Annotated in this window: 3 protein-coding genes; 1 reads left to right on the forward strand and 2 read right to left on the reverse strand. The window is 64.4% G+C overall.

What is annotated here, in order from left to right; genetic code table 11:
* The coding region (locus tag DD1DGNOD_RS03905; RefSeq protein WP_131769473.1) for a glycoside hydrolase family 15 protein at positions 1-1,164 on the reverse strand (1,164 nt) is incomplete at its 3' end.
* Positions 1,165-1,602: 438 nt separating this feature from the next.
* Between DD1DGNOD_RS03905 and DD1DGNOD_RS03910 the strand changes: the two genes are divergently transcribed.
* On the forward strand, positions 1,603-2,079 hold the full coding sequence (locus tag DD1DGNOD_RS03910; protein WP_241251210.1) for a hypothetical protein: 477 nt from the start codon (positions 1,603-1,605) through the stop codon (positions 2,077-2,079).
* A gap of 749 nt (positions 2,080-2,828) precedes the next feature.
* Here DD1DGNOD_RS03910 and DD1DGNOD_RS03915 read toward each other — a convergent pair.
* A complete protein-coding gene (locus DD1DGNOD_RS03915; protein WP_013872226.1) occupies positions 2,829-3,032 on the reverse strand; it encodes a hypothetical protein in 204 nt (67 codons plus the stop codon).
* Between the last annotated feature and the right edge of the window lie 555 nt (positions 3,033-3,587).

A 3,587-nucleotide genomic window follows, 5' to 3' on the forward strand; every position in this document is an offset into this window, starting at 1 on the left:
GTGCTTGGCGAGCCAGTCCAGCTGGCGGGAGAGCGCCTCCCAGAGCTGGAAGGAGATCGGCGCGGCGAGCTTGTTGTAGAGGTACACCGAGTCCATGAGCTCGCCGTAGATGTCGAGCTGGAGCTGCCCGGCGGCGCCGTTGCCGATCCGCACCGGTTTCGAGTCGCGGTAGCCGCGCAGATGGTCGAGCACGATCTCGTCGAGGTCGGCGTTGCCGTCCACGCTGTACAGGACGTGCAGGCCCTTGTCGCCCGGGGCCTCCTGGCAGCGCTGTTCCAGCCAGTCCATGAAGGCGGCGGCCTCGTCGGTGAACCCGAGCGTCATGAGTGCGTAGATGGTGAACGCGGCGTCACGGATCCACGTGTACCGGTAGTCCCAGTTGCGGATACCGCCGAGTTCCTCCGGCAGGGAGGTGGTGGGCGCCGCCACCAGCGCTCCGGTGGGCCGGTAGACCAGCAGTTTGAGCACGAGCGCGGAGCGGTGCACCATTTCGCGCCAGCGGCCGTGGTAGCGGCTGCGGCGCAGCCAGTTCTGCCAGTAGGTCAGGGTACGGTTGAACAATCGTTCGGCCTCGCCCTCCACCAGCGGGCGGATCGGAGTGTTCCACTCCAGGACGACGTCCGCGCTCTGCCCCATGTCGAGTGCGAACGTCGCCGTGACACCGGTGCCGTCTCTGGCAAGCGGAATGGAGGTGCGCAGGGTGAGGCTGCCGACGGGAGAGTCGAACACCGCTCCCTGACCTTCGACAATTGTTACCGTGTGCGACGCCCGCCCGTAGTCGAAGTGCGGGTGACAGCGCAGCGAGAACTCTGCCCGACCGCGTACCGCCCTGGCCTGCCGGACGACCACGTGCGGCGACTCGGTGACGTCGCTGTCGACCGGGACCATGAAGTCGACGACCTCACCGACGGCCTGGGGGGCGAGGAAGCGGGTCATCAGGACGTTGGAGTCCGGCAGGTAGAGCTGCTTGGCCCGGGAGCCAGGGCAGTGGATGCGGAAGGCTCCGCCGCGTTCGACGTCCAGCAGGCTCGCGAACACCGAAGGTCCGTCGAAGCGCTGCGGGCAGTACCAGTCGATGGTGCCGTCGGTCGCAACGAGCGCCACCGTGCGCAGGTCGCCGATGACCGCATGCTCCTCGATGGGCGGATAACCGGTGTCGCGCATGGGTGGCCTCTCCGGTGGGCTGCCAATAGGATCATCGTTTAGGGCTCCCGCGAACGTACGTCCGGCCACCGGCTCCTGAGCGTCAACTTCTCGAAGTGTCGGGCGATACCGATCATTACGTGTGAACGTCAGATCACGCGGACGCCGCTGCCAGCGTTGCGGAGCCGGCTTGCGGAAGCCCGGGGTCATACAGAATTGATCATCAGGTCGGATCACCGGTGAGGTGCCTGCCGATGATGGCCGAGATGGGCTGGCCCTGACCTGGGGCTATCATAAATTCGTAACAAAAAGTGTTCAGATGGGCGCAATCCGGACTGGGGGTTTGGGCGTCCGTGCTGGTAGCCGTCGATACCACTCTACGATCACGCCATGCCGGCACAGAGACCAACGGCACAGGATGGTCAAGGCGGTCTTGTCATGTTCGCCAAAGGTGACCGGGTGTCCCCAGTTGATGATCTTGGCGGCGGGGTCTGGTCACGCTGCGGGACCGTCCTGGCTGTGCACGCGGCACCGCGCCGTGAACTCGCGCCGGGTGAGGACCAGGTCCGGGTCGAGGCGGCCGGATGGCTGCCGTCCAACGCGGCCCGGGCAACCGTGCTGTGGGACGACGGCACGGCAGAGATCATCGCGGAAGACCGGCTGCTCATGGTGTACGACCGGGCGGAGCCGCTGGGCATCCGGGTCGTGACCATGGCCATGACGGCCCCTGTCGACGTTGTCGAGCACGGCGGGCATGTTGTGCTGCTCCTGCGCGAGGGTCTGCTACCACCGCAGGAGGTCCAGTATCTGCGGGAGAAACTGCGCGGAGTCCGTGCGTCGCTCGCCCCGGCCGGCCCGGACGGCCGTTCGCCGGCGGAGATCCGCCGACGCGATCTCGAACTGCTGCGAGCACTCATCGCCCAACTGACAGATTAGCGGCTCTGCGCACCCGACTGGATGTCGTAGCCACCCGATCGCAAATGGTTACCATCTGGCGTCCGTGTTCTGGCCCAAGAGGCCGGCCGCGAGTACGCCGACCTGGGCAAACGTGGCGACCGAGTTGAACGGATGAGCTGCGGGACGCCTTCTTCTCCACGCTTGCTCTCCAGGCTTGCCTGAATACACTTTCCGGTCAGCTGCGAAGAGCCGCTTATCAGGGGGAAGGATGTGAATGCGGTGCTGTCACAACAGCACCGCATTCACATCCTCGGGCCTGGTCGGGGACAGTGCGTCTGTGGTTGGTATTTGTTTATGGCTTGGCGATCACCTGTCGGCGATCGCCAAGGGGGCTCGTGTGTAGGTGGGGTTGCTTTGCGACAGTACAGAAACCCCTGCGTCTGCGGTTGGCCGTTTCCGGTGGATCAACGATCACCTGATGGTGATCATTGACGGGGTTTTTCTAGAGTGTTGGTCAAATAGTACGGATCCGTTCCGAAGTCGACCAAGAATCCATGATCGAATATCGTCGAATCATGAAAGTGAGGGAGTGGGCGGTCGTAATAGCAGCCGTTTTCGCACTCAATCTCTTGATCGAAACAGGACATGTGACCACCTGACCGGTGCTCCGGGGGGCCAAAGGCAGCGCGATCATGTTTTTCTCGCGCTGCCGGCGGCCCAGGTCCCCGGGGCGCTGGTGGTTGTCTGCTTGGTGACGGTGCGGGGACCCCTGCGTCTGTGGTTGGCCGTCAGGAAGTCGAGTAGGGGCCGGGGCGTACGGACGGACCGCCGTAGGAGCTGCCGTTGAGGCTTCCTCGTGGCGGCTGTTCCGTCATGGCCTGACTGACCTTGGATGCGATGGCTTCGGTCAGTCGGATCGCCTGCGTGAGTGACAGGTTCAGCACGATCTCACTGTCATCGGTCATCGCAAAGCGTACCGAGACATCCGCCATAGTAGTTCCTTCCCTCCTGTGTCGGCCGCGAGAAGCCGGTTTGGTCCCTCCCACCATCCCTGATTGCGTCGTCGTGCTGGCAGGCACCCCCTGGCAGCCTATAGGCGCATCCTCGGAGTTCGGTAAATGATATTTCTAAATGCAAGGTATATCTTACTCAAAGTAGGCGACCCGCGGTTCACTCCTGCCACTCTTTCGCTTTAAGTGTTAGTACTGTCACCGATAGTGCCTATTGTTGATCACAACAGGAGGTCTGGTGACTGAGAACTCGGTGGCCCTTACGACCCTGCCGGCGGCCCCGGGCTGCCCAGCACCGCAGGGCCGACAGCGTCGTGATCATGCTTCTTGCGCGCCCGGGGCTCCGGCCGGATCTGCAGTCCGGAAGCCGATCCGGGAGGTCCGGCAGGCCCGGGTTCCCGGGCCGCTGAGCGGATCAGACATCGGCGGTTCCGCCGCCGGCGTCACGCAGGAGACGGGCATCACGGTCACGATCGTGGAGTCTGCTGCGGCCGGTCCCGCCGGTCCCGCCGGTCCCGCCGGTCCCGCCGGGCTCGG

Source organism: Candidatus Protofrankia californiensis (assembly GCF_900634765.1).
In the GTDB taxonomy this organism is placed as follows: Bacteria; Actinomycetota; Actinomycetes; order Frankiales; family Frankiaceae; genus Protofrankia; species Protofrankia californiensis.